The organism is Tardiphaga sp. 42S5 (genome assembly GCF_034044155.1).
Taxonomy (GTDB): Bacteria; Pseudomonadota; Alphaproteobacteria; order Rhizobiales; family Xanthobacteraceae; genus Tardiphaga; species Tardiphaga robiniae.
In genome coordinates, this window is the sequence record NZ_CP139027.1 from 220,256 (window position 1) to 244,155 (window position 23,900).

Here is a 23,900-nt window from a genome sequence, read left to right on the forward strand (position 1 = left end):
CATCGCTCAAAACCCTCCGTAGGGAATGGCGGCAGATCGCGAGACTTGCGATGGAGGCATCGGCACGAAAGGAAGTGAATAGATGAACATGGTCGACGCGTCGTAGTTGACCGTGACCACGAAGACGTTTGCGTTCGACGACGATGTCGCCGCATTGACGCTCAGCTTTGACGCATTGATCAGCGGATAAGTCGCGGCATTCGACGTGACATAGGTCGATGCGATCGAGCCACGTTCGGTCTCGGTCAGCCCGGCGACAGAGGAACGTGCTGCCTCGGCAGCAAGCTGCTGAACACCGTGAACGACCGCAAAATATGACCCGAAGACGACGATGCCGAAAACGATCGACAGAAAGACGGGAAGCAGCATCGCGAATTCGACTGCGGAAGAACCGCGTCGACACGATAGGAGTTTTTTCATACTGGCATCGAATCTCAACATGCGCTGAGCTTCGCAAGACCGCGTGAAAACTACCTATACAACTTCTGCTACCACTTGGTGGGATCGATCATCTCAAATGCCTGCATTGTGTTGGATGATAGCATTGGATTTGATGAGGAGATCACATTTTCTGATACGCGCGTCGATGGGAGAACTATATACTGAAGAATTTAACGTGCAGTTCCTCTATTAGAATGCTGTGTTTCTTGCGAATGCCCTCGCGCGCGCATAGTACGAGTTTGGGGATCGCCAGCTTTGGAAGATAATACTCATTGGCCGCCAAGAGCGACGCCGGGATCAGAGCCGTTGGCAGCAGAGTTAAGCCGATGCCTGCCTTCGTAGCCTCGATCCGTGCATGATAGTCCGGGCTGGAAAATGCGATACGATAGATCATGCCCTTGCGCTCAAGCGCCTGAATCATGACGTTATGCACGATCTGCCCCGGCCAGGTCAGCAACGGAATGGGCGCGCCAGGGCTTAACGTAAAATCCCTGGATCGAACCCAGGTCAATTCATCGTCGCGTTGCGCGACGACATCGATGGCCGCATCCCCGGGCATATCGGAGATACTGAGGAACACTCCGACATCGATGTAGCCGTCGAGCATGCTTTTCGCGATCTCGGCCGAATTATCTGAATAGATGCAGACATTGCTCATCGCCGCCTTGCTCATCCCTTCCATTGCGCGCTGCGAATAGAAGTTGGTCAGACCAAGCCGGATGGTCTGATCTTCGGGCGAAGCGCCACGCAGCAAGAGCAACTGGTCGTTCGCCTCCAGAATCTTCTTGGCCTGGATCAGAACGAGCTTTCCGAGCTCTGTCGTCGATGAGCCGTTGGCAGACTTCTGGAAGATACTGCCGCCGACCGCGTGCTCAATGCGCTTGATCTGCGAGCTGATGGCAGGCTGGCTCAGGCCGAGCAGCTTTGCGGCCTTGGTGATGCTGCCGGCTTCGGAGATACCGACAACCGATCGCATGATTTCGGTTGGGATGCTCGAATGCTGGTACCGCCGATGCATAATACGTTGTCCTTTGAGATCGACGTCCTCTCCACGCAACGGAATTGTTCGCTTCGGGACGTCACACCAAAGTCATCGGCCATCTACATCAATCTGGCCGAAACGTTTCTTAGGCTCGTCGAAATTGTAGACGCTACGACATACACCTTCCTCAAGTTGTATCGGTGTCTTTTTACACATGCCAAGTACTTTCACGTGGAGGCATGTGTGATTTCTGCCATTAGCAATCTCAAAGAGGGGCGCGGGTAGAACGCTACCGTGATTACACGTATTTTTTTAAAGCCGCGAGATGCAAAGCATCCAGGATAGCGCAGGCTGGAACTCAGCAAACGCGATTCGCGGAAAAAACTGGCGTACCTCAGCGAGGTACTGCAGCTCATTCTCAACCTAAGGTGACAAATCGTTTTAAGGTCTGATGGAGCGCGAGCGATATCCCGATGCCGGTGACGCCGCCTGCAAGTTTGACCAGCGCATCCCGCACCTCGCCGTGCCGGTCCGGCGTCAGATGTTGCAGCACCTCGAGCCCGACTGCCGCCCCCCCAACGAGCGTCAGGACAAGCCAGAGATGGCGGGGATAAGCGAGACCGAACAAAAGGCCCACGAGTGCGAATGCGCCGAAGCGCTCAAGGCCGACGCCGCCAAAATGCGGCCGCAGCCCGATCGGTGACAGAGTCGCAAAAGCAATCAATGCAAGTGTAGTCCACGCGACAACAATGACGGTTTTCCGATACATCCAGCAGTCATATCCCATGCAACCGCAGGAGCGGCAATTTCTCACCTCTGACGGTTAATCGAACGCGCAGAGAACTACCACCGGCATTCCGACGCACTCCGCGGACAAAACCTCCCTCAGCGGGGGTTGCGGAGTTGCCAGGTGTCTAAACTGTCAGGTTTGATCTCGAACCGATCTTGCATCCGTGCATACGTGGTTCCCGCGATGCGTGCGACCGGAAGATAGTGATCGTAGTCCGTACGCAAGGTGACGGGGTCGACAACACCATCGCGAACCTGAATGCCCAGGACCTCTCCGACCAGTAGGTCGCGTTCTGCGCCAAAGTTCATCATTGTCACTTTTCGGCATTCCAGTGCCGCAGGCGCCTTCGCCAAATGCGGTACCGGCACATTGATGCCAGCCGTCATTGGAAGCTGCAGGGCATCCAGTTCACCGATGTCAGATGGGAAGCTGATCGAACAATCGACCATATCGTTGGCAAGGGCCTCATCCACCATATTGATAACAAACAACCCATTGGCGCGCACATTGCGGGTCGTGTCCTTGACCGACAGATCGGACCTGGCCTGCAGGCCGACCACTACCAGCGGCGGCTTTTCGGAGAACACATTGAAGAACGAGAACGGCGCTGCATTGACCACGCCAGCCTCGGAAATGGTTGTGATCAACGCAATCGGTCGCGGGACAACAAGACCACAAAGCAACTTGTAGCGCTCCGGCGCGCTAAGCTTGGCGAAATCAAAGTGGATCGTCATCGCAGGTTTTGCCTCTTGTGCCGCACCTTGCCGCAACGAGGCAGGAGCTTATCCGATCTTAAACAGCCGGCTCGCATTACCGAACAGGACTTTCTGACGATCAATGTCCGATAGCTTGGCCTTGTTGACCAGCCCCACCGGATCGGGGTCCCCCATGTCGAACGGGTAGTCCGAGCCCATCATGACGCGATCGAGGCCCACCGTCTTGACCAGATTGTCGATCAGCTCCGCAGAGAACACGCAGGTGTCAAACCAGAGACGCTTAAGATAGGTCGACGGCGCATCTGCCGTGAGCCGGCGTACTTCCGGACGCACCTTCCAGGCGTGATCGAGCCGGGCTGCGTAGAATGGGTAGAAACCACCACCATGAGCGATAACCACGTCGAGATCCGGATGCCGGTCCAAAATGCCGCCCATGATGAAGTGGGCGATCGCAATGGTCTCCTCGATGGGCTGGCCGACGCTGTTGACCATGAAGAAATCGCCGAGCCGCTGGCCATGGGAGAAGCCGAGGGGATGCACGAACAGCGGTATGCGCAGATTGGCAAGCCGCGCATAGAGTGGATCGAACAAGGCATGGGACAATTCGAGGTTTTCGACGCGGGTATCGATCTGGAAGCCGCGCAGGCCGAGCTGTTCGACTGCATGAACCGCCTCCTCCACCGCACGCCCGGGAAACCGCATCGGCAGCGTACCTATCCCGGCGAAATGTGCAGGATCCTGCGCCACGAGCGCGGCAATGTCTTCGTTCTGCACGCGCGACAGCGCACATTGCAAATCTTCGTCGGCCCAGTAGTTCTGTTGCGCCGGTGCCGGCGCGATCACCTGAAAGTCGACGCCCATCTTCGCCATCATCTCGCGGCGCTTGGCTATGTCGAGCATCAGGCCCGGAAGCAGCTTGCCCTGCTCTGCATCAGTTTCGCGGCTCGCCGGCGACATGTCGCGCCGATAGGGATTGTCCATCGGATCGTAATGTCCGGCCACCAACGGCTCGACGCGCTTGCTGAGAGCATGGGTATGCATGTCGATGATGGGCATTCGAAATCTCTTCTTCTTAGTTTAGTTCGGCACTGGCGGGGACACGCTGATGCCAGTCGGTCGCGCCCTGATAGGCGTGAGCGGCGCGCAGGATATCGGCCTCGGCATAGGGGCGGCCGACCAGCTGGAACGCGATCGGCAGACCTGCCGCATCGAAGCCGCACGGCACTGACGCTCCGGGGAGACCGAGATAATTGATGCCGCGGGTGCAATGTGTGAGCTGGCCGATCACAGCAGCGACGTCGGCGGGATTGCCTTCGGTGGTCGCCGCGATGGTCGGTACCGGAATCGAGATCGCCGGCAGCAGCGCGAGATCGGCGGATCCGATGCAGGACGCGATCCATTGCTGGGTGATCTGCACACGCAGCGACAGCGCTTCCACATAACGGGTCGCCGGATAGAGCAGGCCGGGCTCGATGCGCGAGCGCACCTGATCGGCATAATCCTGCGGGCGGTCGATCAGCCAGCGGCGATGGATCGTCGCGGCCTCGACGCTCATGACGACCTGCATCAGCGCGTTGATCAAGGCCATATCCGGCGGCGAGGTCTCGACGATGGTGACGCCGAGCAACCGCAACGTCTTCACGGCTCCGTCGAGCGCAGTCGCCACATCCGGATGCACGAGCTCGCGGTAGTACCCACCGGGAATTGCGATGCGCATCCCGGTCACACCCCTATCGAGCGTCGCTTCATAGTCGCGATCTGCGATCACCGACAGCAGTCGCGCGGCATCCCGTGCGGTACGAGCCAGAGGTCCCGTGCAATCCAGTGCGGCAGATAGCGGCATCACACCATCGGTCGGAACCAGTCCCCAGGTCGGCTTCAGCCCGATCAGGCCGCACATCGCGCCGGGATGACGTAATGAACCGCCGGTATCCGTCCCGAGCGAGCCGGTCACGAGGCGCGCGGCGACGGCGACGCCGGAACCGGAGGACGAGCCGCCCGGCACATGCCCCGGATTCCATGGGTTGCGTGCATGCCCCAGCGATTCGTTATAGCCCGTCGGACTCATGGCGAATTCAGCCAGCTGCAGCCGGCCGAGATCGAGCGCGCCGGCGGCATCGAGCCGAGCGATCACCGTGGCTGTCACGTCGGCGCGAAAGTCCGCCCGGATTTTTGAGCCGCCACCGGACAGATCACCGGCGCGATAGAAGAGGTCTTTATGTGCAAGGGGCACGCCATGCAGTACTGGCAATGCCGCTCCCGATGCGCGCAACTTGTCGGCGGCTTCGGCCGCGTTCAGCACCCGTTCGTCGTCAAGCCGCACCACGGCATTCAGTTTGCGGCCGATCAGATCGAGCCGTTCCAACGCCACCGTTGTCGCCTTCACGGACGTAACTTCGCCTTTAGCGACAGCATCCGCGAGGGCGCAGAGATCAAGGGCTGCAATCGCGCTCTGCATCAGCGCTTGTCCATGCCAGCGAGCCACGCCTGATAGGCGTAGGGCGTCGAATCGAACGCCATGTCTTGAATAGCCGCAGTCGCGACGCGCGTGTTGTTTTCCACGACCAGTCCCGTCATGCGCGGTGTGCGTTCAGCGGCGCCAGGCGCCTTGTTCAATTCGGCGGCGACTTGACGCAACAGGTCTTCGCTCATAATCACCTCAATGCACGCCGAGGCGCTGGAATAGCACGTCAGTCTGCTCATTCATTTCCTGCGACGTGCCGTGATGCACGATCTGCCCGGTCTCCATGATGTAGACTCGATCGGCGACGGCCAGCGCGCTATAGAGATTCTGCTCGACCAGCAGGATCGACAGCCCTTCCTTTTTAAGATCGAGAATGATGCTTTCGAGGTGCTGCACCATCACCGGCGCGAGGCCTTCGGACGGCTCGTCCATTAGAATCAGTTCGGGGTCGATCATCAGCGCACGGCCCACAGCCAGCATGCCGCGCTCACCACCAGACAATTGACCACCGCGGTGATAGCGGCGCTCAGCAAGCCGCGGGAAAATGCCGAATACGCGATCGAGCGTCCAGCCGTCCTTGGCGCGCGCGCTCTTCAGCATGGTCAGATGTTCGGTCACCGTCAGCGACGGAAACAGCCGCCGCCCCTGCGGCACGATCGCAATCTTGCGATTGGCGATATCATGGGGACGCAGACCAATAAGGCTATCGCTGCGCCAGGTAATCGTGCCCGAGCACACCTGCGGCGGCGTCAGGCCCATGATCGAGCGAATGAAGGTGGTCTTGCCCATGCCATTGCGGCCGAGCAGCGCCACGATCTCGCCAGGGCGCACCTCAAGCGACGCACCGCGCACCACGACCGCGTCGCCGTAACCGCTGTGCAGATCCTTGACCTCAAGCATGACGCGGCTTCCCGAGATAGACTTCCTGAACCTGCTTGTTGCGGCGGATGCCTTCCGGCGGCTCCTCCACCAGCACGCGGCCTTCGAACATGCAGGTGACGTAGTCGACCAGACCGAGTGCCAGATCCATGTCGTGTTCGATCAGGATCACGGTAATCGCGGGGTCGAGCGAGCGGATCACCTCGGCAATCATCGAGCGCTCCGACGGCGACAGGCCGGCCGCAGGCTCATCCAGCAGCAACATGGTCGGCGTCGTCACCAGCGCAATCGCGATCTCCAGCTGCCGCTGCTCGCCATAGGACATTTCCTTGACGATGATGTCCGCGCGTTCGGCGATGCGAGCGGCATTCAGCGCGCCCGCGATGCGCGTAGCCTCGCTATCGTCCGGATCGGGCGAGCCGAACAGCGAAAACTTCTTTGGCCTCAATCCGCGCAGTGCCAGCATCATGTTGTCTTGCACGCTCAGCGTGGGGAACAGATTGGTGATCTGGAAGGTGCGCGAGATGCCGAGCTGCGCACGCCGGTGTGGCGGCAGTCTGGACACATCATGCCCATTGAATGTGATCTTGCCGGAGGTCGGCGGATGCGCGCCGGCGATGGCATTGAACAACGTGGTCTTGCCGGCGCCATTGGGGCCGATGATGGCGCGGCGCTGGCCCCGCGGCACAATCAGGCTGACGCCATCGACCGCCCGCAAGGCATCGAAGGCCACTACCACATCTGTCAGCGTCAGGATCGGTTCGGACACGAATAATTCCCAGTGAACGAGACGCGGCGACACGGCCGCGCCTCGATGTCAGCAACATTGAATCAGGTCTTCTTGATGCCCTGGAAGGTCCGCGAGTAAGGCGGCTGCTTTAGATAGGTCGCCGGATCGTATTTCCAGAACTGCGAGACATTGGGGTAGGTCTCGATCGGCACGTTCCAGTATTTGCCGTCGGCGCGCTTGACGACCTTGCGAATGTAGACGTCGTAGATCGGGTTGCCGTAGTCGTCGAACTTCACGGTCTTGCCGAGCGGCGAATTGTCGAGCTCGGTCTTCAGTACCGTATCGATAAAGGTTTCGCGGTCCTCGACCTTGCCGCCCATCTTCTTCAGCGCGGCATCGATCCACATCATGCCAGAATACATCGAGAAGCCGTAAAGCGACGGGATCTTGCCGTACTTCGCCTCATAATCCTTCTCGAACTTCGCCGTGGTCGGGACGTCCGAACCTTCGGCGAAATGCGCCGCCGCGATGATGCCTTCGCATTCGGGGCCCATGGTGCGGATCACCGACTGGTCGGTGCCGTTCATCGCCATCAACAGCGGCGTCTTTTCCTTCAGACCGAACGACGCATATTGCTGGATCAGACGAGTCGAGTCCGCGCCGGTCTCCATCGCGAAGATCGCGTCGACCTTGAGATCGGCAAGCTGGCCGAGATAGGGGCTGAAGTCGGCAGTGTTCAGCGGATGCCAGAACTGCTGCACGATCTGCCCGCCCCCTTCGGTGAACACCTGGGCGAGACCGCCGCACTGTTCGTGGCCGAAGGTGTAATCCTGGCTGATGGTGGCGATCTTCTTGTAGCCCTGCTTCAGGGCCCAATCACCGAACGGATGGGTGAAGGCGCTGGCAGAATAGCCGGCGACGCGGATTACGTTCTTGATGCGGCCGCGCTGGGTGAGATCGTCAGCCGCGATAATCGGAATGAAGTAGGGCGTGCCGGTGCCCTTGACGTAGTTGGCGACAGCAAGGCCGGTATTGGCGAGCAGATTGCCGATCAGCATGTGGCAATTGCCCTGCTCGACCAGGCGGCGCGCTTTCTGCAAAGCGGTGTCGGGATTCGACGCATCGTCCTCGATCACCAGCTCGACCTTGCGGCCGCCCATCCCGTTCTTTACCTGATCGAGATAGAACTGCACGCCCTCGACCATTTCCTTGCCGCCCGAAGCGACAACGCCGGTCAGCGGCGCCAACAGACCGATCTTGATCGGGCCGGCCTGAGCCTGTGCGGAGCGCCACGGAGCGACGCCGACGCCCGCGGCAGCGACAGCCGCCGTCGTGTTCTTGAGAAATTGCCTGCGATCCATCTCGAAGTCCTTTCGTGAGCAACCCGATTGAAACGTAAAACCGACTTATCGCACCTTGCGCGAAGTGATCGCGCGCAGCTTGCCTATGATGCCCTCGGGGGCGAAGATCATGATGAGAACGAATGTGATGCCGAGAACCATCAGCCAGCGTTCGGTGTAGGAACTGACGATGTTCTCCAGCACGATGATCGCCGCTGCGCCGACGAAAGCCCCAAACAACGTGCCGACACCGCCCGCGATCATCATCAACACGCCCTCCACCGATTGCGCGAGCGCGACCGTCGAGGGGCTGACAAAATTGTTGAACATCGCATAGAGCCCACCGGCGATACCGGCGAAGATGCCTGACACCGTGAAACCGATGAACAGATGCAGCGGCACATTGTAACCGAGGCTGCGCATGCGGCTCTCACTGTCGCGGATACCGCGCAACGTCAGGCCGAACGGCGATCGCACGAACCGCCACATGGCAAAAGATACAATGACGGCGCCAGCGAGCACCGCCCAATAGAACGCGCTGTGGCTCATCAGGGCCGCCGGCCGCACATCGGCGCGCATGCCGTTCTCGCCGCCGGTGACCTGCGTCCAGCGCAGGCAGACACCCCACACGATCATGCCGAGCGCCAGCGTCAGCAGCAGGAAGTAGACGCCGGAGGTGCGCACCGCGAGCAGCGCAAATACTGAGGCCACCGCGGTGGCGGCCAGCACACCAAGCGCGAAGCCCGCCCAAGGCGACAGGCCTGCCTGGCCAGTCGCATAAACGACGACATAGGTCGAAACACCGAAGATGGCACCATGCCCGAGGGACGTCCGGCCGGCAAAACCGGCGAGAATGTCGATCGACATGGCAAGGACTCCGAAGATCAACACTTCGGTGGCGAGGCCGACCTGATAGCTCGACAGCACCATCGGCAGGCAGGCAGCGACGATCACCACCAGCGCGGCGATGACGAGCGCACGGCTGGTCATGCCGGCGAGAACTGTCGTTTTGGATACGGGCTGCGTCATGTGGCACGTCCGAACAGGCCGAGCGGACGGAATGCGAGCAACACCGCCATCGGGCCGAAGATCACGAAATAAGCGAGTTCGGGGAACATCACCTGACCGAGCGTATTCAGAAGCCCGACCAGCAGGCTACCGACACCGACGCCGACGAGGCTGCCACGCCCGCCGATGATAACGACGGCGAGACTGAAGGTGAGGATTTCCGCGTCCGCCGACGGATAGAGCGACAGGAACGCACCTCCCATCAGGCCGCCAAGGCCGGCGAGCGCCGAGCCGAACAGGAAGGTGAAGAGGAAGACGCGGCGAATATTCACGCCGGAGGCTTCGACCATCTCGGCATCGTCGACGCCGGCACGGATCAGCGCGCCGAGCCTTGTATGATTGAGCAGCACCCACAGGCCGATGAAGACGAAGATGCCCATCCCCAGCACAAACAACCGGTAGATCGGATAGAAGGTGCCGAACACCCGCGTGCCGCCGCGCAACACCTCCGGGATCGGCACGGTGAAGCTGTCGCCGCCCCAGATCACCAGCGCGAGATCGTTGAGGAAAAAGGCGACGCCGAGCGTCAGCAGCACCTGCCGCAGCTCATTGCCGCGCACGAAGCGCAGCAATCCCTGATCGAGCACGAAGCCGATGGCCGCAATCGCCGCCATGGCGCCGATGCCGCCGAGCACAAAGCTGCCGGTCTTCACCGCAACGCTATAGCCGATATAGCCGCCGAACAGATACAGCGCGCCATGCGCGAGATTGACAATGCGCAGCAGGCCGAAGATCAGCGTGAAGCCGCTCGCCACCACGAACAGCAGCGCGGCGAAGGTCAGGCCGTTGAGGAGTTGAAAGAGACTCATGCCCTTCTGCTTGCCTGATCTATGCTGCTGGCGCTTTCGGTCCGACCGAAAGATACCAATCGAGAATCTGTTCGCCGGTCATGAAGGCCACGTCGGATTTCTTCTGGATGGTCTCGAAGATTCGGCGGAAATGCTTCAGGCGATGCGGCGCGCCCATGATGTAGGGATGCACAACCAATGCCATGACACGGGCCGAATTCTCGGAATCCTCGTAAATCTGCTCGAACTGGTCGATGGCCCGGTCGTAATATTCCGACGCCTTGTGATGCTGGATCAGCATCATCGCCACGTCATTGCATTCCTGCGTATAGGGCACGTTGACGATCGGCGTCGTCGTGGTCTTGAGCCACACCGGCTGATCGTCGAGCACCCAGTCGGCGACGTAGTCATAGCCTTCCTGTTTCAGCAGATCCGGCGTTTCCCAGGTCTCGGTCAGACCGGGCCCGAGCCAGCCGCGCGGCCGCTTGCCGGTGGCCTTCTCGATCACGTCGGCAGTCTTGCGGATATCCTCGCGTTCGTTCTCAACCTTCTGCATATTGCGCTGGGTGAAACCGTGACCCATGAATTCCCAGTTGCGCGCCTTGGCTGCCTCGACGATGGGCGGGTAAGCAGCGATTGCCGAGCCATTGATCGCCAGCGCGGCGGGGAGCTTGTAGTCGTCGAACACCTTCAGCATGCGCCAGAAGCCGACACGATTGCCGTATTCGTGCCAGGCCCAGTTCGGAACGTCCGGCGACGGCGAGCCGCCGGCCGGCGGTGTCAGCACCGTACGCGGCATCGGCTGCTTGGCGTCCCATTCCTCCACATTGACGATGATCCACACTGCCATGCGCTTGCCATTCGGCAGCTTCAGCGGTGGACGAGCGTCAATCGGCGAGTAGGAAATGCGTTCGGTCGGCAACATGATCAGGTCTCCGGCTTAACGATGGTAATGCCGAGCGACGGCAGGCCTTCGATCCGCGCGTCGATAACGTCGCCCGGAACGACGGGACCCACGCCGGCAGGCGTGCCCGTATAGATGAGATCGCCCGGCTCGAGCTTCATCTGCTTCGACAGCTGCGCCACGATCTCCGGCACGCTCCAGATCATCTGGCCGATATCGCCGCGCTGCTTCTCGACGCCGTTCACCGACAGCGTGATCGCGCAATTGTTGAAATGCCGGGCATCGCGAGCCGGCGCAATTTCGCCACAAGGCGCGGACGCGTCGAAGCTTTTGCCCATTTCCCAAGGCAGTCGCATATCGCGGGCATCGCGCTGGCGGTCGCGACGGGTGAGATCGATGCCAACGGCATAACCCCAGATGTGATCGAGCGCATCCTCCACCGCGATATCGCGGCCGCCGCGTCCGATGGCCAGCACCAGCTCAACCTCGAACTGGAAGTCTTCGGTGAACGCCGGATAAGGCACGCGCGCGCCGTCCGGCACCACGCTGTCGCGCGGCTTCTGGAAGAAGAACGGCGGATCGCGCTCGTCGGCTTCCTTCATCTCGCGGATGTGGTCGAGATAGTTGCGCCCCACGCAATAGACGCGGCGTACGGGGAAAAAGCCGCCACCCACGACCGGCACGCCGGTGACGGGAATTGCGGGCAGCATCTGCTGGGACGTCACGCTCACTTGGTCACCTGGGTATTGTACCAGTCGAGGATCTGGGCACCATTCCAATGCACCACGCCTTCAAACTGGTTCACATAGTCATAGATCGCTTCGAGATACTTGATGCGGAACGGCTGACCCGAAATATACGGGTGGATCGCGATCGACATGATCTTCGGCCGCTCGGCGCTTTCAGCATAGAGGCGATCAAACTGATCCTTGGCGCGGTTCAGGAGCTGCGTGCTCTCGTGATGTTGCACCATCATCATCGGGATGTCGTTCATCTCCACCGTGTAAGGCAGCGTTGTAAGCGGCCCCTTCTCGGTACGAATCACCGTCGGTTCGTCGTCATAGACCCAGTCACCGATATATTTCACGCCGGCTTCGGCGAGGAATTCCGGGGTCTCCAGCGTCTGCGTAAGACCGGGCCCCAGCCAACCCACCGGGCGCTTGCCGGTGAAGTTCTCGATCACATCCATCGAGCGGTTGATCATCGCCTTCTGGTCGGCTTCCTTGTGGATAGGCCCCTGCTCATAGGCATGGCCCATGAACTCCCAGCCAGCGTCCTTCGCCTGCTGGGCCACGCGCGGATAATCCTCGCAGACACGCGCATTGATCGACAGCGTCGGCTTGATGCCGAGCTTCTTGTAGAGATCGAAGAAACGCCAGACACCGACACGCATGCCGTATTCGTGCCAGCCCCAATTGGCGACATCTGGCAGCAGCGGAATGCCGGTCGGCGCCGGCAGCACCTGGCGCGCCATCGGCTTGGCAATATCCCAGACCTCGAGATTGACGATGGTCCAGACGATCATGCGGGCGTTGCCCGGCAGCTTCAGCTTGGGACGATCGACGATGGCGGAATAGTCGCAGCGCTCGCGCGGCTGCATGGGACCGGTCATGGCTGGATGCCCTTCGAAAATGAGAGATTGTAGGGGATCATGCGGCGCGTCCTGCACCCTTGAGGCCATCGAGCTGCATCACCGCATCGGTATCCATCACGAAACCGAAGGCGGTGCGGATGCAGGCGAGGCCGGCGGCATGCAACTCCGGCCCGTCCATGCTATCGACGCAGTCCTCGACGACGATTACCGAGTAGTCCCGCACATTGGCAGCCGTCGTCGTCGCCAGCACGCAGGAGTTGGTATTCACGCCGGTGATCAGCAGCGTATTGATGCCGTGCGAACGCAACACGAAATCGAGATCGGTGCCCAAGAAGCAGTCGTAGCGCTTCTTGGTGTTGACGATGAAGTCGCTGGGGTCCAGCAGCTCCGGCATCACGGTGCAGCCGGGGCCGCCCATGATATTGTGCCGCATCACATTCTTGCGCGTTGCTTTTGGATCCTCGGCGCGGGTCCGCCAGAACGGGTTGGCGCGGATCTCGGCCTCGTCGCGATAGGACGTGACCTGGTGGATCACAGGAATGCCGACACTACGGCACCAGTCAAACAACCGCTTGTTAGAGGCAATGACCTGTTTCGCGACATCCGGCGTCGTCGGCATGGTCGCCACCGACATGTCGAGATGACCGCGATGCAGGTCGATCGCAACGACGGCCGCCTTGATTTGATTGACACCGAGATTCATGATCACACCAGCGGGTTGAATGAGGTCTTCAGCAACGCGCGCTGATCGATCTTGAATTTGTCGGCGAGCCAGTCGGCCAGCACTTCCTGGCCAATGGTGGGATTGTCGTGCTGGCAATGTTCAGCGCCAGTCTCATCCGGCTCAAGCACGCGCAACGTCGCATCGACACCATTGGCAATGGCGTGGTCATAGGTCGAGCGCGCCGCGGTCACCGTGAGCACGTCGTGGCCGCCATGCAGCACGAGATACGGACACTTCATGTGCTCGAGATGACCCTTCAGCGTAAAGGGCTCCATCAGCTCATGAGCTTCCTTCATGGTCTTGGCGCCAAATACCCAGCGGATATGCATCGCCAGACCGAAGTCGTCGCCCTTCTGGCCCCACATGTCATGCACCGACCAGACAGCCCCGTGCGAGATCACCGCCGCGAGGCGATGCTCGTAACAGCCGGCGCGCGCGGCGTAGTAACCGCCCATGCTGGAGCCGCAGACCGCGATGCGCGAGCTATCGACATCGGCGCGCTTTTCGAGCCAGTCGATACATTTGCCGACCGGCACTTCCGTATCGGCGCGGGTCGCAAGACCGTGGCGGCGCAATGTACCGCCCTGCCCGGGCAGATCGACCATCAGCACCGAGATGCCGCGCTGCAGGCAACCATGGGCCTGCATGAACCACATCTCGTCCTTGATGGAGTCGAGACCGCCCATGCAGATCAGCACCGGCAGCTTGTCCCCCGGAAATGGCGCACGGATGAAGTAGCCGCAGATCGGCTTGCCCGGCTCATAAGGGATTTCGACCACTTCGCCGGGCGGATTGAGATAGGAAATGAACTTATTCGAGCAGGCTTCCATCTTCTCGAAGGTCGGCAGCCGTCGCGGATCGGTCGGCTCGAGATGAAATTCTGCCTGGCGGTAGTAGTCGGCGGCCCGCAGGAAACAGTTCATCGCCGTGCGGATGTGGCCGAGCTTTTCTTCGGAAAGGCCGCGCTGCCAATTGGCATCCGCGATCACCATCCACTCTTTATGCCAGCTTTCGAGGTCGCCCGGGATCATCCGCGAACCGGCCCGCATCACCTCGGACACGCTGCCGCCGCCCTCCTGGGTCTCACCGAGACCGCGGCGGAATTGATAGGCAAGCCAGGGATGCTCCGGCCAGTGATGCCAGCCAAACGGCTCATAGTGCGGGGTGCGATCCGCCGTGATCTCCTCGATGGCGTTTTCGCCGATCGACTTCCCTGCCGCCATGAGACGCGTACCGCCTGCTTCTTGTGAACGTGACCGCATCATTGCGGGTTCGGGTCACGAGTCAATCGGAATTACATACACTTTTTCAGATGCTCATCATTTCCGCGAATTGCCTCCCCTTTATGCGCGATATTTATGCAGTAAAATTGCGCTTTCCTGTATGCTGAGTAGCAAAGACGGATCACACTCGGATTGAATTGTATTCACTTTGCTGCGGAGCACCACCGATGCCCGACTCATCCCCCTTGCCGCCGCCTGAAGCTGGCGGCCCCGGCCGCGCCGCTAACCGGTCGCTATCGGTGACGGATCAGATCCGCGACGCCATTCTGGATGGCACGGTCAGCGCAGGCGAACGGATCAACGAAGTTCGTTTCAGCAAGACGCTGGAGGTCTCGCGGACCCCCGTCCGGGCCGCCTTGCAGGCACTGGCCGGCGAAGGGCTGCTCGACTACGCCCCCAATCGCGGCTTCACCGTCCGTGAATTCCCGCTCTCGGCCATCGTCGATGCTTATGAAATTCGCGCATCGCTGGAAGGCGTGGCCGCACGCTTCGCCGCCGAACGTGGACTGAGCGCCGAGGAGCGCGCCATCATCGAGGAAAGCCTTGTCGCCGGCGATAAACTGCTGGCGCGCGGTGAGTTTGCGGAAGGCGATCTCACCATCTATCGCGGCATCAATGGCGACTTCCACGACACCCTGCTGGGCGCCGCCCGTAACCGCATGCTGGCGGAGATGATCCGGATCTGCCACCACGTGCCGATGTCATCGAGCCGCAACATCGTCGCCTTCGAGCATCGCGACGTGCGCCGGCGTCATGATGATCACCACCGGATCTACGACGCCATTATGGCCCGCGAGCCCTGGCGCGCGGAGGTACTGATGCGCGAACACGTCTCCGGCGTGAAATCCTCGCTGGTCAAATCGCTGATCGAGCGCGGCGAGCAGGCCGATATCGTTAATGGTTCGGCGGCGGGATAGGCCGCCGGCGTCGTATCGAAATCGTCGTTATGGCGCAGCATCTTAACCCATCGTTCACCGAAGTTCGTAACGGCGTGTTGGCGGTCCCCCCGGTACAAAACTACGCATGGGGCAAAACGACGCAAAGTCGGGGGAACGGTCTGATGGCGCTGGCGGCCCTGCTGGCTTCGCCGCGCTGCGCCGTTTCCGATTTCAAGGCGGGCCGATCCAAGGCCTCATCCTGTGCGGCTGCCTGCTGATTACCGCCATCGCCATCGGCACGGCCTACATCACCGTCCATTTCAGAGACCGCGCCATCGAGAGCAAGAAGCGCGAACTGGACAACACGGTTCTGCTGGTCGCACGACACTTCGACCAGCAGTTCGGAGACCTGCAGGGCATCCAGAACGACGTCATCACCTATATGAAGTCGGCCAACATCCAGAACAGCGCCGCCTATCAGCATCTGATGTCGGGGATCGACGTCCACCGCATGCTACGCACCAAGCTCAGCAGCCTGCCCTATGTCGGCGGCATCAACCTGTTCGATTCCGAAGGCAAGCTGCTCAACTCATCGGAAACCTGGCCGGTGCCTGCCATCGACATTGCCGACCGTCAGCATTTCCAGACGCTGCAGGCCGACAACGGGCCCGCGGTCGTATTGGCCGAACCCGTCATCAGCAGGGTGACTGGTGCATGGACCGCCGTGTTTTCGCGCAAGCTGATCGGACGCCACGGCGAATTCATGGGCATCATCAGCCGCGGCGTCGAGCCGGTTCACTTCGAGAGCTTCTTCGCATCCCTCGCGCTCGAAAAAGACGCCAAGATCTTGATGATCCACCGCAACGGCACCGTGCTTGCTCGCTATCCGCAGAACGAGACCGTTATCGGCCAGAACCTCAGCAACAGCTCAGTCTTCAAGGACCTCTGGTCGACGGGCGCAACCTCGACGGGGCACTATATCAGCCCCATCGACGGGGAAGACGAATTGGGCTCCGCAAGGCGCCTCGCGGCGGCTCCCGTGATGATCGTCGCGACCACCAGCATGCCCGCGGCCCTGCATGACTGGCGCGAGCAGACCAAATATCAAATCATCGGTGCGACACTTGCCGCATTGGTGATCCTGGCGACGCTGTTCCTGATCGTCCGGCAGCTGAACCGCCAGCACCGCTCGGCCGAACGGATGCTGGCGCAAAAATCGACACATCTCGATACTGCAATCAACAATATGACGCAGGGCCTGCTGTTGTTCGATGCCTATGGCCGGTTGGTCGTCTGCAATCAGCGCTTCATCGACATGTTCGGACTATCCGACAAGATCGTGAAGCCAGGTTGCTATTTCCGCGACCTCATCCAGCATCGCAAGGACAACGGAACCTTCATCGGCGATGTCGACGAATACTGCACGTCGTTCTTGCGAAGCGTTGCTGAAGGCCCTGTCCACGATACGCTACTGACCACGCCGGATGGTCGTTCGATCCAGATCCTCGTTCAGAGATCGGGGGACGGCGGCTGGGCCTCGACGCTCGAGGACATCACCGATCGCAAACGTTCGGAAGAGCGCATTGCCCATCTTGCGCATTACGACGCTCTGACAGATCTCCCCAATCGGGTGATGTTCCGTGAGCGCCTCGAAGCGGAAATCGCAACGCTCCACGACGGCGCGCGATTTGCGATTCTCTATATCGATATCGATGAGTTCAAGAGCGTCAATGACACGCTCGGTCATGCGATCGGCGACGAACTGCTGAAAATCGTGGCCACGCGGCTGCGCAGCTGTGTCGGTAATGCGGGCTTTGTCGCGCGACTTGGCGGCGACGAATTCGCCATCGTGCATACGGGAATTGCCCGCCGCAGCGATGTCACCCATCTGGTGGTGCCGCTCTATGACGCCATCCGGCAGCCCTATGAATGCCTTGGTCACCAGATCACGACCGATGCCAGCATCGGAATCGCTGTAGCTCCCGATGACGGCTCCGATCTCGACGAATTGCTGAGACATGCCGACCTCGCAATGTATAGCGCCAAGGCCGCTGGACGGCGCACCTTTCGCTTCTTCGAGCCTGCCATGGATGAAGGCGCAAGGGCGCGGCGCGCGCTGGAGCAGGATCTGCGGAAGGCGCTCGCGGAAGACGGACTTGAGGTTCACTATCAACCCGTCGTCGATATCGCCAGCAACGAGATTACTAGTTGCGAAGCGTTGCTCCGCTGGCGGCATCCGGTTCGCGGCATGGTTTCACCGGCAGAGTTCATTCCGATCGCCGAAGAAACCGGCCTGATTACCGAACTCGGCAATTGGGTATTGCGAACGGCATGCGCTGAGGCCGCCTCCTGGCCGGCGCCGATCAAGCTCGCTGTCAATGTATCACCGATTCAATTCACGACGCAGGCCCTGGCCTTGAATGTCACTCGAGCCCTCGTGGCAGCCAACTTGCCAGCTCACCGACTCGAACTTGAGGTCACGGAAACAGTGCTGATCCGCGATGATGAGATGGCGCTCGCGATCCTCCATCAGCTCCGCGGCATCGGTGTCGGGATTGCGCTGGACGATTTCGGGACCGGCTATTCATCGCTCAGCTATCTGCAGCGATTCCCGTTCGACAAGGTCAAGATCGACCGCAGTTTCATCCGGGACATCGTAGCGCCCGGCGGATCGTCATCGATCGTACAGGCGGTTGTAACCATCGCGGCCGCCCGCAACATGATCACCACGGCGGAGGGCGTTGAGACAGCCGACCAACTCGACGCACTGCGCATGCTCGGTTGTACCCAGATGCAGGGTTTTCTTTTCAGTGCCGCCAAGCCGTCACGAGAGATTCGCGCCATGCTCCAGAAGCGCGAGATCGCTGTCGCCTGACGCCAGGAGGTCCGAAGTCGTCGCGAAAATGGCCTGTTTTGGATTAAACAGAAGGAAAGCTGGCGATCCCGGCATGACTCGAACATGCGACCTACGGTTTAGGAAACCGTCGCTCTATCCGGCTGAGCTACGGGACCGCGATCCCGGTCAGGAACACCGGGCATGGACAGTTCCATACCAGAGCCGTTCGATCATCGCTACCCGTTGGCAGTTCAAATAGGACGGGGCGGGAACCGGCGTCACATGCCCTTAAAAGATCGGGACATCTATCGCGGAACGTCTCGGACCGCCCGTCGTTGGCTGGTTGTCATAATAACGATGGAGAATCCCGCACGACAAAGATGAAACTTCTTGCTGCTGCCGTGGTCTCTGGCTTGATCGCTACACCAGTGATGGCAAAGGACCCGATGAATCGCCGGGCGCAGGCCACGCAGGAAGATCGCGCCAGTACGGTCGATAGCGGCTATCGTGATTTGGGCTTCTGGCCGGGTGACGTTGCAGCAGGCGTGGTTGGCGGCGCGGTCGGTGTAGCGGGTGCGGCTGTGGGCACCGCCGGGGCCATCGCAACTGCGCCGTTCCGGAACAGCTACAATTCCTATGATGGCTACAATGGCGTCCCGCGCGATTCCTACGCACAGCGCATGGGCTTCGTGTGTCAGCCGGGAACTTGGTTCCGCGGCGAGGACGGCCGACGACACATCTGCCAGTAATACAACTGACATCTGAAAAAAAGGGCGGCCCCAAGGACCGCCCTTTTTCGTGTCTGTTATCGGATAGAGTTCCAGGCGCACGAAACGAAACGACAACACCGCTCCATCGGACGTGAGCCCGTCGCTTCGCAAACTACGTGTGGTCCCGTGTAGGTGATTGCCCGTCGAGTAGCAGCGCGATCCGAAAACTACTGTCAAGAATGACTCAAAACTCTGAAGTCATCAATTTCAGTGATATGAGAGCAGCAACAGATCTCTCCCTGAAAACACTTCTACATCAGCGTTGTATCGCGAAATAACGCCGGTCTGCCTACCACATGACCGCACTGATGCAGTCATGCTGCACTTGCTCCAAAAGCGGGGAGAAGTAACACATCCGAGGTTGAAAAATGGCCCACAAATGGCGAGAATTGGGTTTGTTATCTACATCGGAACCCACGTGGCTCATTTGTCCGCATACAAGTCACTCATATTTGCGCTACTGACGACCGCATCACTCTCCGGTCTCGCGTTGATGTCTTCGCCTGCTCGTGCGCAATGGTGGACTGCCGCGCCTGCGGATTATGAAGATTGCGCCGAGCGCATCGAAAAATCGACGGCTTCGAAAGACGCCAAGGCTGTGGCGCTGTCGGATTGCGAAAGCAAATTCGCGGGACGGCGCAAGCGCGGTGGCGGCTATACGTATCACGACTTCATGCAGAACCGCAGCTTTGATATCGCTGGCCCGAACCCAACCACGGCTGAGCAGAAGGCCATCGACGAGCAGTACAAGATCTATCTGGACAATCAGCGTCGCAGCGTCATCGTCGCGGCCTTCGCTGAAAAGCAGCGCGAGGCGCAAACCCAGGCTGCGCTCGAAACGGACTTTCGGCAGACCGCGGAAACCCCAAGCGATGCGAAGCCTGTCGTGCTACCTAGGCCTCGGCCCAAAGTGCGCGCCAAGGAGCCGGACTGCGCGATCGAGCCGCTTGCCTGCGGATGGTCCAAATTGTCATCGGGGCTGAAAGACATCAAGGACGCGCTATTCGGCACGCCCGCGCCGGCCAAGACCAAGCGCACCTGAGACATAACAACCCCTCGAGTATTAATCCGTGATCACCATCGCCCAGAACATCCGGTAGGGCGACTTGGGATTGGCGACGTAAGCGACGCCGACCTTGCGTGCGCCGGACATGAGCAGGTTGTCGCGATGACCTGGGCTCTCTTCCCATTGCTTCAACGTTTCGGGAAATGTCAGGAAGCCCGCCGCGATATTCTCTGCTGCTTTGGATTTGCGGAGCTTCCCCACACGCGCGGAGAAAACACCGCCGACCTCGTGGCTGACCTTGCCACTGGATGACATCGCCTGCGCCTGGGCAAGCGCGACCGCGTTCAGTTTACTGTCCAGCGTGACAGAGGAAAGCCTGTGCGCTCGGCGAAAGGCACTGATCTGGCTCGCATAATCAGCCGCTCTGGCCTCGACCATGGTTGCCGCGACCAACACCCCACACAGCACAAACAACCTTATGGGGCTGTAATTCATGACAATCACTTCACGGGTCAGCTTCAATGACTATACCGACGACGTTGCGCAGGAGGTCGCGGCAGCGGCTTGCGGGCATGGGCAGGCGCCTGCACTTCAGCCGCGCTTCGTTGCTCGGCGAGCCGGGCATCATACCCCGGCGACGGGGTGACCGTTGGAGGGACCGCAAATGCAGGTGCGACGGCACCGATACTTAATATAGCCATGGCCACAGCGATAGCGGCGAAGGATTTCCGCTCCAAGACTTTCAAAAGCAGGGTTCGCATCGATCGCTCCATCCAAGAAAACGGCCTGAAGTGCTAACGCGCTTCAGGCCGGCTTCGTTCAGAACGAAAACTTACTTCTTGGCCTTCTTGGCCTTTGCGGTCTTGCTCACCTTGGCGGCCTTCGTGGCAACCTTCTTCGCCTTGCGGCGGCGATGACCGAGCGGAATGCCGAGCTTGATGGCTTTCTGACGCAGCGAACCACCGGTGCGCTTCATCTCCTTGGAAATCTTCTCGAGCGGGGTCTGGGCCTTCGAATGCGCCTTCAGGATCTTCACGTCTTCCTTGGTATACTCGCGACGGACGAGTTTCTTTTTCGCTTTCTTGGCCATTGTAGCTCCGATTGTTAGTTGAATAATTCGACCGGCACACGCTTTGCCGATGATATGAAAGGATCAAACGCCCAGCCCGGCGCGCGAAGCGCGAACCACCGTCAAATCACGCGGCCTTCTATACTAAAGATGTCGCGAATGACATAGCCCCTGATGTCACATCATGATGTTCAGTATTGAACCAGCCGTACTCCTGCGAGCCTTCTTCACGACGCGAACTGCTACTCGTCTGCGAATAACGGGCTAAAAGACTCTTTACATCTCATTTACTGAGAATTCACCGACGCGTATCCGCAATTGATATTTAACGGATAATCATCGGCTTGATGCGAATGCAACGGATAATGGTACCATCGCATTGACCGGCAGACGCAATTGGAGCATTCGGATAGTTGAGTCCGCCGATAGTAGCCGAAACGAATAGTAACATTCTCGTAATGATAGCGCCGAAGCCGGTCCAACAGTCCCTTCGGCTCAATCAATGTCACGTTCACTGCGAATCTGATCTGGCGTGAGTGCGGGCGATCCCCTGCCTGACGTCTCTGCGTGCTTGATCAGTGTCATCACGCGCAGCGATAGCGGAGCCGTGATCTGATATTTCGCCGCCAGCTCAACGACGACACCCTGCAAATAGTCAATCTCGGTGCGTCGATCGCGCTGCAGATCCTCCCACATGGACGAGCGCGCATTTGCGTCGATCTTCATCGTCCGCCCGAGCAGCATATTGAACAGGCCGTCAGGTAGCCGCAGCAAATGCGGCGTTAGTCGCGCAGGGATCGGCGTCGCCGAGATCGGCTTGATACCGGCGACTTTCAGAACGGCCAGGCCTTCCGCCATTTGATCGGCGAATAACGAGCGCCACGCGCGCTGTGCAAGCTGCGACCGCAGCGGTATATCCGACAGCGCATTGAGCGCGTTGTTCAAATTGACCAGCAGCTTACCCCACTGGACACCGACGATATCGTCGCTCGCAAGGACGGCAAGATGCGGCACGGATAGCTCCGAAGCGGTATCGGCCCCATCGCGTTCGACTACGATGTTTCCGGACGTTGCGCGGTGAACATGACCATCGTCCTTTGCGATGACATTAAATGGCACCATTCCGCCGAGGATGCGGCGCCCGGGCAGAGCTGCGCGCAGGACTCCGACATTGCCGACGCCGTTCTGCAGGCTGACGACGATCGCGTCTTTCGCTGCATGATCCGCGATCAGCCTCGCCATCTCCGCCGTATCGCCGCTCTTGACCGCGACCAGAATGATCTTCGCCTCGCTCATGATGGCGGGGTCATCCGACAGCCGCAGCTGGTCGGGGGCGAGACGTTGATCAAGTCCCTCGAAGCTCGTCAGCCTCAGACCGTGCCCCTCAATGCTGTCCACGATGCGCCGCCGCGCCAGTATGGCGACGTCGCGGCCGGCTGCCGCCAGGATGCCACCCACGAAACAGCCGATACTGCCGGCACCGGCGATACAAATGGGCCGCGTTTCGATCACGTCATCTCCCGTTCATCCAGCATCCGTTACTAGCAAAGTACCGCAGCGCTGCCTATCGGCGGAACCGACGCGCCTTGTAGGCGTCATACCGCGCAGCTATGCTTTCGCCGGGCTGGCAGAACAGGAGATGATCATGGGTTTGCTCGACATTCTGAATGGCATGGCCAACGGGCCGCGTGGCCCCAGCGATCCCGACGACAAGAGCGGCGGCATGTCGCCGATGACGATGGCGATCCTCGCGCTGCTCGCCTACAAAGGCTACAAGCACTTCACTGGTAGCCAACCGGCGGCACAGGGGCACTCGCAAGAAATCCCGCCGCCGAATACGACGCAGGCCAGCGCGCAAGATAGCGGCCTTGGGGGTATGCTTGGCGGCCTTCTTGGCGGAAATTCTGGCACTGCAGCAGGCGGTGGCGGCCTCGGCGACCTTCTGAAGGGCCCGCTCGGCGGTCTGTTGGCGGGCGGTGCCGCCGGCAGCGTGCTCAGCGGTGGCCTCGGCGACCTGCTTAAGCAGTTCCAGCAGAACGGCCATGGCGACGCCGCGGATTCCTGGGTCAGCTCCGGCCCGAACAAGCAGATCTCGCCTAATGATCTCGGCGCCGCACTTGGCGCGGATCAGATCGCGCAACTGACGTCGCGCACCGGCATGTCCCGCGAGCAGCTTCTCGCGGAGCTGAGCAACGAACTGCCCGATGCCGTTAATCAGTTCACACCGCATGGCCGGCTACCCACGGAAGACGAAGTTAAGTCCAGCTGGGTTTAACGCGCACTTAGAAGAGGGGATATTGCTATGATCTGGATTCTCGTTGTGGGCTTTGTCGCAGGCATTATCGCCCGCCTTCTGTCACCGGGGCCAAACAATCCCAGCGGCTTCATTCTGACCACGATCCTGGGTATTGCCGGCGCATTCCTGGCGACGTTCATAGGCCAGCAGATCGGCCATTACGGCCCGAACCAGGGTGCCGGCTTCATCACTGCCACTATCGGCGCGCTGGTGGTGCTGTTCATCTGGAACAGGCTGGTCGCCCGTAACGTGATTTCAGATCCGGGCAATCGCTAATCTGCCTGCAATCGAAATGAAAAAAGGCCTCGGGCTTCACCCGAGGCTTTTTGCTGTTTGACGCAG

Annotated in this window: 26 protein-coding genes and 1 tRNA gene; 6 read left to right on the top strand and 21 right to left on the bottom strand. The window is 60.1% G+C overall.

What is annotated here, in order from left to right; genetic code table 11:
* Positions 1 to 6 precede the first annotated feature (6 nt).
* From SFY93_RS01025 to SFY93_RS01105, 17 genes are all read right to left on the bottom strand, one after another.
* Positions 7 to 441, bottom strand: coding sequence for a TadE/TadG family type IV pilus assembly protein (locus SFY93_RS01025; protein WP_089267729.1), 435 nt, complete (start codon positions 439 to 441; stop codon positions 7 to 9).
* Positions 442 to 595: 154 nt separating this feature from the next.
* Positions 596 to 1,498: a LysR family transcriptional regulator gene (locus tag SFY93_RS01030; protein ID WP_320445743.1), complete on the bottom strand. Its 903-nt coding sequence runs from the start codon at positions 1,496 to 1,498 to the stop codon at positions 596 to 598.
* A gap of 343 nt (positions 1,499 to 1,841) precedes the next feature.
* On the bottom strand, positions 1,842 to 2,192 hold the full coding sequence (locus SFY93_RS01035) for a VanZ family protein (RefSeq protein ID WP_320445744.1): 351 nt from the start codon (positions 2,190 to 2,192) through the stop codon (positions 1,842 to 1,844).
* Between the two features lie 116 nt (positions 2,193 to 2,308).
* Positions 2,309 to 2,947 carry a flavin reductase family protein gene (locus SFY93_RS01040; protein ID WP_320445745.1) on the bottom strand — a complete coding sequence of 213 codons (639 nt, stop codon included), beginning with the start codon at positions 2,945 to 2,947 and terminating at the stop codon, positions 2,309 to 2,311.
* A 48-nt stretch (positions 2,948 to 2,995) separates the two neighbouring features.
* Positions 2,996 to 3,985, bottom strand: coding sequence for an amidohydrolase family protein (locus tag SFY93_RS01045; protein WP_320445746.1), 990 nt, complete (start codon positions 3,983 to 3,985; stop codon positions 2,996 to 2,998).
* A 16-nt stretch (positions 3,986 to 4,001) separates the two neighbouring features.
* Positions 4,002 to 5,387 (bottom strand): amidase, encoded by a 1,386-nt coding sequence (locus SFY93_RS01050; RefSeq protein WP_320445747.1) that lies wholly within the window; start codon positions 5,385 to 5,387, stop codon positions 4,002 to 4,004.
* Complete coding sequence (locus tag SFY93_RS01055; RefSeq protein WP_147421581.1) at positions 5,387 to 5,581, bottom strand: hypothetical protein; 195 nt, start codon at positions 5,579 to 5,581, stop codon at positions 5,387 to 5,389. Before SFY93_RS01055 ends, SFY93_RS01050 begins: the two co-directional genes overlap by 1 nt.
* 7 nt (positions 5,582 to 5,588) lie before the next feature.
* Positions 5,589 to 6,293 carry an ABC transporter ATP-binding protein gene (locus SFY93_RS01060; protein ID WP_320445748.1) on the bottom strand — a complete coding sequence of 235 codons (705 nt, stop codon included), beginning with the start codon at positions 6,291 to 6,293 and terminating at the stop codon, positions 5,589 to 5,591.
* Positions 6,286 to 7,041 (bottom strand): ABC transporter ATP-binding protein, encoded by a 756-nt coding sequence (locus SFY93_RS01065; protein ID WP_320445749.1) that lies wholly within the window; start codon positions 7,039 to 7,041, stop codon positions 6,286 to 6,288. The genes SFY93_RS01060 and SFY93_RS01065 overlap by 8 nt, the downstream gene beginning before the upstream one ends.
* Positions 7,042 to 7,103: 62 nt before the next feature.
* Entirely contained in the window at positions 7,104 to 8,363 is a 1,260-nt protein-coding gene (locus tag SFY93_RS01070) for an ABC transporter substrate-binding protein (protein WP_320445750.1), read from the bottom strand.
* A 45-nt stretch (positions 8,364 to 8,408) separates the two neighbouring features.
* Complete coding sequence (locus SFY93_RS01075) at positions 8,409 to 9,371, bottom strand: branched-chain amino acid ABC transporter permease (RefSeq protein ID WP_320445751.1); 963 nt, start codon at positions 9,369 to 9,371, stop codon at positions 8,409 to 8,411.
* The gene (locus SFY93_RS01080; protein ID WP_320445752.1) at positions 9,368 to 10,219 is read right to left on the bottom strand and encodes a branched-chain amino acid ABC transporter permease; all 852 of its coding nucleotides are present in this window, start codon (positions 10,217 to 10,219) and stop codon (positions 9,368 to 9,370) included. Before SFY93_RS01080 ends, SFY93_RS01075 begins: the two co-directional genes overlap by 4 nt.
* 19 nt (positions 10,220 to 10,238) lie before the next feature.
* Positions 10,239 to 11,123 carry a polysaccharide deacetylase family protein gene (locus SFY93_RS01085; RefSeq protein ID WP_320445753.1) on the bottom strand — a complete coding sequence of 295 codons (885 nt, stop codon included), beginning with the start codon at positions 11,121 to 11,123 and terminating at the stop codon, positions 10,239 to 10,241.
* A gap of 2 nt (positions 11,124 to 11,125) precedes the next feature.
* A complete protein-coding gene (locus SFY93_RS01090) occupies positions 11,126 to 11,833 on the bottom strand; it encodes a fumarylacetoacetate hydrolase family protein (protein ID WP_320445754.1) in 708 nt (235 codons plus the stop codon).
* Complete coding sequence (locus SFY93_RS01095) at positions 11,830 to 12,714, bottom strand: polysaccharide deacetylase family protein (RefSeq protein ID WP_320445755.1); 885 nt, start codon at positions 12,712 to 12,714, stop codon at positions 11,830 to 11,832. Before SFY93_RS01095 ends, SFY93_RS01090 begins: the two co-directional genes overlap by 4 nt.
* Before the next feature lie 37 nt (positions 12,715 to 12,751).
* Positions 12,752 to 13,399, bottom strand: a complete 648-nt coding sequence (locus SFY93_RS01100; protein WP_320445756.1) for a cysteine hydrolase family protein — start codon at positions 13,397 to 13,399, stop codon at positions 12,752 to 12,754.
* A gap of 2 nt (positions 13,400 to 13,401) precedes the next feature.
* Complete coding sequence (locus SFY93_RS01105) at positions 13,402 to 14,643, bottom strand: alpha/beta hydrolase family protein (protein ID WP_320445757.1); 1,242 nt, start codon at positions 14,641 to 14,643, stop codon at positions 13,402 to 13,404.
* 227 nt (positions 14,644 to 14,870) lie between these two features.
* Here SFY93_RS01105 and SFY93_RS01110 point away from each other — a divergent pair, with 227 nt between their 5' ends.
* Both SFY93_RS01110 and SFY93_RS01115 read left to right on the top strand, forming a co-directional pair.
* Positions 14,871 to 15,620, top strand: coding sequence for a GntR family transcriptional regulator (locus SFY93_RS01110; RefSeq protein WP_092150091.1), 750 nt, complete (start codon positions 14,871 to 14,873; stop codon positions 15,618 to 15,620).
* Between the two features lie 106 nt (positions 15,621 to 15,726).
* The gene (locus tag SFY93_RS01115) at positions 15,727 to 18,456 is read left to right on the top strand and encodes a bifunctional diguanylate cyclase/phosphodiesterase (protein WP_320445758.1); all 2,730 of its coding nucleotides are present in this window, start codon (positions 15,727 to 15,729) and stop codon (positions 18,454 to 18,456) included.
* 60 nt (positions 18,457 to 18,516) lie between these two features.
* Here SFY93_RS01115 and SFY93_RS01120 read toward each other — a convergent pair.
* Positions 18,517 to 18,593, bottom strand: a tRNA-Arg gene (locus tag SFY93_RS01120).
* 204 nt (positions 18,594 to 18,797) lie between these two features.
* On the opposite strand from SFY93_RS01120, the gene SFY93_RS01125 reads away from it, so the two are divergent.
* Together SFY93_RS01125 and SFY93_RS01130 are read left to right on the top strand one after the other, a co-directional pair.
* Positions 18,798 to 19,166 carry a hypothetical protein gene (locus SFY93_RS01125; RefSeq protein ID WP_320445759.1) on the top strand — a complete coding sequence of 123 codons (369 nt, stop codon included), beginning with the start codon at positions 18,798 to 18,800 and terminating at the stop codon, positions 19,164 to 19,166.
* Between the two features lie 337 nt (positions 19,167 to 19,503).
* Complete coding sequence (locus SFY93_RS01130) at positions 19,504 to 20,229, top strand: hypothetical protein (RefSeq protein WP_320445760.1); 726 nt, start codon at positions 19,504 to 19,506, stop codon at positions 20,227 to 20,229.
* 21 nt (positions 20,230 to 20,250) lie between these two features.
* On the opposite strand, the gene SFY93_RS01135 is transcribed toward SFY93_RS01130, so the two are convergent.
* The 3 genes from SFY93_RS01135 to SFY93_RS01145 all read right to left on the bottom strand — a co-directional run bounded on the left by SFY93_RS01135 (position 20,251) and on the right by SFY93_RS01145 (position 22,774).
* The gene (locus SFY93_RS01135; protein WP_320445761.1) at positions 20,251 to 20,715 is read right to left on the bottom strand and encodes a CAP domain-containing protein; all 465 of its coding nucleotides are present in this window, start codon (positions 20,713 to 20,715) and stop codon (positions 20,251 to 20,253) included.
* 310 nt (positions 20,716 to 21,025) lie between these two features.
* Positions 21,026 to 21,283 carry a hypothetical protein gene (locus SFY93_RS01140; RefSeq protein WP_244628328.1) on the bottom strand — a complete coding sequence of 86 codons (258 nt, stop codon included), beginning with the start codon at positions 21,281 to 21,283 and terminating at the stop codon, positions 21,026 to 21,028.
* A gap of 474 nt (positions 21,284 to 21,757) precedes the next feature.
* Positions 21,758 to 22,774 (bottom strand): 2-dehydropantoate 2-reductase, encoded by a 1,017-nt coding sequence (locus SFY93_RS01145; RefSeq protein ID WP_320445762.1) that lies wholly within the window; start codon positions 22,772 to 22,774, stop codon positions 21,758 to 21,760.
* A gap of 133 nt (positions 22,775 to 22,907) precedes the next feature.
* On the opposite strand from SFY93_RS01145, the gene SFY93_RS01150 reads away from it, so the two are divergent.
* Together SFY93_RS01150 and SFY93_RS01155 are read left to right on the top strand one after the other, a co-directional pair.
* Positions 22,908 to 23,537 carry a YidB family protein gene (locus SFY93_RS01150; RefSeq protein ID WP_089267854.1) on the top strand — a complete coding sequence of 210 codons (630 nt, stop codon included), beginning with the start codon at positions 22,908 to 22,910 and terminating at the stop codon, positions 23,535 to 23,537.
* Positions 23,538 to 23,564: 27 nt separating this feature from the next.
* Positions 23,565 to 23,834 carry a GlsB/YeaQ/YmgE family stress response membrane protein gene (locus SFY93_RS01155; protein ID WP_184512203.1) on the top strand — a complete coding sequence of 90 codons (270 nt, stop codon included), beginning with the start codon at positions 23,565 to 23,567 and terminating at the stop codon, positions 23,832 to 23,834.
* Positions 23,835 to 23,900 lie beyond the last annotated feature (66 nt).

Excerpts from the sequence above, each read along its gene's own strand:
- SFY93_RS01025 (WP_089267729.1), bottom strand. The coding sequence starts at position 441 with ATGTTGAGATTCGATGCCAGTATGAAAAAACTCCTATCGTGTCGACGC.
- SFY93_RS01035 (WP_320445744.1), bottom strand. The coding sequence starts at position 2,192 with ATGTATCGGAAAACCGTCATTGTTGTCGCGTGGACTACACTTGCATTG.
- SFY93_RS01040 (WP_320445745.1), bottom strand. The coding sequence starts at position 2,947 with ATGACGATCCACTTTGATTTCGCCAAGCTTAGCGCGCCGGAGCGCTAC.
- SFY93_RS01045 (WP_320445746.1), bottom strand. The coding sequence starts at position 3,985 with ATGCCCATCATCGACATGCATACCCATGCTCTCAGCAAGCGCGTCGAG.
- SFY93_RS01050 (WP_320445747.1), bottom strand. The coding sequence starts at position 5,387 with ATGCAGAGCGCGATTGCAGCCCTTGATCTCTGCGCCCTCGCGGATGCT.
- SFY93_RS01055 (WP_147421581.1), bottom strand. The coding sequence starts at position 5,581 with ATGAGCGAAGACCTGTTGCGTCAAGTCGCCGCCGAATTGAACAAGGCG.
- SFY93_RS01060 (WP_320445748.1), bottom strand. The coding sequence starts at position 6,293 with ATGCTTGAGGTCAAGGATCTGCACAGCGGTTACGGCGACGCGGTCGTG.
- SFY93_RS01070 (WP_320445750.1), bottom strand. The coding sequence starts at position 8,363 with ATGGATCGCAGGCAATTTCTCAAGAACACGACGGCGGCTGTCGCTGCC.
- SFY93_RS01075 (WP_320445751.1), bottom strand. The coding sequence starts at position 9,371 with ATGACGCAGCCCGTATCCAAAACGACAGTTCTCGCCGGCATGACCAGC.
- SFY93_RS01080 (WP_320445752.1), bottom strand. The coding sequence starts at position 10,219 with ATGAGTCTCTTTCAACTCCTCAACGGCCTGACCTTCGCCGCGCTGCTG.
- SFY93_RS01085 (WP_320445753.1), bottom strand. The coding sequence starts at position 11,123 with ATGTTGCCGACCGAACGCATTTCCTACTCGCCGATTGACGCTCGTCCA.
- SFY93_RS01095 (WP_320445755.1), bottom strand. The coding sequence starts at position 12,714 with ATGACCGGTCCCATGCAGCCGCGCGAGCGCTGCGACTATTCCGCCATC.
- SFY93_RS01100 (WP_320445756.1), bottom strand. The coding sequence starts at position 13,399 with ATGAATCTCGGTGTCAATCAAATCAAGGCGGCCGTCGTTGCGATCGAC.
- SFY93_RS01105 (WP_320445757.1), bottom strand. The coding sequence starts at position 14,643 with ATGGCGGCAGGGAAGTCGATCGGCGAAAACGCCATCGAGGAGATCACG.
- SFY93_RS01110 (WP_092150091.1), top strand. The coding sequence starts at position 14,871 with ATGCCCGACTCATCCCCCTTGCCGCCGCCTGAAGCTGGCGGCCCCGGC.
- SFY93_RS01115 (WP_320445758.1), top strand. The coding sequence starts at position 15,727 with ATGGGGCAAAACGACGCAAAGTCGGGGGAACGGTCTGATGGCGCTGGC.
- SFY93_RS01125 (WP_320445759.1), top strand. The coding sequence starts at position 18,798 with ATGAAACTTCTTGCTGCTGCCGTGGTCTCTGGCTTGATCGCTACACCA.
- SFY93_RS01130 (WP_320445760.1), top strand. The coding sequence starts at position 19,504 with ATGCTGCACTTGCTCCAAAAGCGGGGAGAAGTAACACATCCGAGGTTG.
- SFY93_RS01140 (WP_244628328.1), bottom strand. The coding sequence starts at position 21,283 with ATGGCCAAGAAAGCGAAAAAGAAACTCGTCCGTCGCGAGTATACCAAG.
- SFY93_RS01150 (WP_089267854.1), top strand. The coding sequence starts at position 22,908 with ATGGGTTTGCTCGACATTCTGAATGGCATGGCCAACGGGCCGCGTGGC.
- SFY93_RS01155 (WP_184512203.1), top strand. The coding sequence starts at position 23,565 with ATGATCTGGATTCTCGTTGTGGGCTTTGTCGCAGGCATTATCGCCCGC.